Annotated in this window: 1 protein-coding gene and 1 pseudogene; both read right to left on the bottom strand. The window is 44.2% G+C overall.

Translation table 11 applies throughout. The annotated features are described in order from the left end of the window. The coding region (locus WCO51_13080; protein ID MEI6514186.1) for a Gfo/Idh/MocA family oxidoreductase at positions 1 to 1034 on the bottom strand (1034 nt) is incomplete at its 3' end. Positions 1035 to 1190: 156 nt separating this feature from the next. After that, a pseudogene (locus WCO51_13075) lies at positions 1191 to 1946 on the bottom strand (ABC transporter permease). Positions 1947 to 1981: the final 35 nt, after the last annotated feature.

Raw genomic sequence — 1981 nt, 5'->3', positions numbered from 1 at the left:
GCGTAAACCTTTTTCTGAAGCTGTTTGAAGGTATCCGGAAAACCCTCTGCATGCCCTGCCGGATAGGAGGACACGCTTTGGCTTCCCACACTCATCAAGGCTGGGTCTTTGATCAGATTTTCATTTGGACGACCCCGATAACCCATCCAGAGATCATTTGGATGCTCCGAATCCCAGGAAACTGAAGATTTAGCTCCATCAATTTCGTAAGACAATCGATTTTTCCGACCAGCACTCATCTGTGAAACTGAAAGAATCCCTTTAGCGCCATTCTCGAATCGAAGAAGAATAGAGGCATAATCTTCTGTTGTAACCGGTTTATCTTCATATTGCGCTGCTGCACTTTGCTTTTCACTCGAGAAAGTTTCAATCTTTGACACCATTTTCTTACGGATCGGATAAAAAGTTGCCAGATCGGCGAATACTTCCGTAACCGTGAGACCTGTAATAAACATAACGAGATCGATCCAATGAGAGCCGATGTCAGCGACAGCTCGCAAAGTACCTCCCTCAACGGAGTCAATACGCCAGTTCCAGTCGGTTGGGTAGAGAAGCCAATCTTGAAGATAGGTGCCCTGTACGATAAATACTTTTCCTAAATCATCGTTATGAACTCGATATTTTGCTTCAAAATTTACCGGGTAAAACCGCAAGTTGAAATTAATCGCATTTACAAGTTTTTTTTCTTTTGCTAGTTCCATCAATTCCCGGGCCTCATCAGAGGTAATTGTTAACGGTTTTTCGCAAACGACATGTTTACCCGCTAAGAGTGCTTGCTTGGATTGTGAAAAATGAAGGTAATTAGGAGAGCAAATATGGATAACATCTATATCAGGATCTTTCAGAATTTCTTCATAAGAAGAATAAGCCACTGGGATACTTAATTGCTCAGCTTTTTCACGTGCCAGCTCTGGTGTGAATTCGACAATTCCATGAACTTCAACACCACCCTGACGGCGGATTCCTTCAATGTGCGCTGGACCAATAAAGCCCAGTCCAACAACACCTACCTTGATATTCTTAATTTTTGACATTGCTGAACCTCATGGTATATATTAGTTTAGCTTACCGGAATAAGCCCTTTGAACTAATCCGTCTAAGCATTCGCGGCTGCATTTTCCAAAACGATTATTTCCACAAACACAGATGACGACTAATGCCACCCGCATCTAAAAATTACCATTTTGCTCTTAGGTACTGCTCTTTTTGCGCTGCAATAACACAGTAAAAATGATGATAATGCCCTTAACCAATCCGTTAAGGAATGGAGGGATACGTGCAGCAATCAGGACCCCTTCGATCATTTGAACCATTAATGCGCCCATGAATGATCCGGCGATCATACCTCGTCCGCCTGTCATCGCAATACCACCTATTGCCACCCCAGCAATCGCATCCAGTTCGAACGCTGAACCGGCATTAGGAGCAGTGATAGAGGTCAAACGGGACATGAGCAGAAAAGCTGAAATACCTGCCAATAACCCGGTGATTGTGAAGCACAAAGTCTTGATAAGGTTTACGTTAATACCCGCCAAACGAGCAGCTTGTTCGTTTGATCCAACCGCGTAGACATAACGGCCAAATTTAGTGCGTGACATCACCACAGCTACCACGATCATGATGAACAAAAATATCAATGCCAGGTTGGGTATGCCCCACACGTTTCCAGCCGCTATCATTCGAAACCAGGGCAAAATATCACTCTTTACATTGAAAGGACCTCCTTGCCCAAGTTGCACAATAATTGAACGGTATGCGCTCATCGTCGCAAGTGTAACGATAAACGGCGCAATTCTCCCTAGTGTCACTAGCAATCCGTTGATCGAACCTAGCAAGGCTCCGAATACCATACAGAAAACTAGAGTTATCCACGGGTTACCCGTGTAGTTAAGTACCACCACACCCAGCCCAGCGACCAGCGCTACAATCGAACCAACTGATAAATCGCAATGCTAATCATTGCCGGTATGATCGATTTATC

The sequence above is a fragment of the bacterium genome, assembly GCA_037131655.1.
Lineage (GTDB): Bacteria > Armatimonadota > Fimbriimonadia > Fimbriimonadales > JBAXQP01 > JBAXQP01.
The sequence above is the reverse complement of the archived record's forward strand: the minus strand, read 5'-3'. Positions and strand labels throughout refer to the sequence as shown.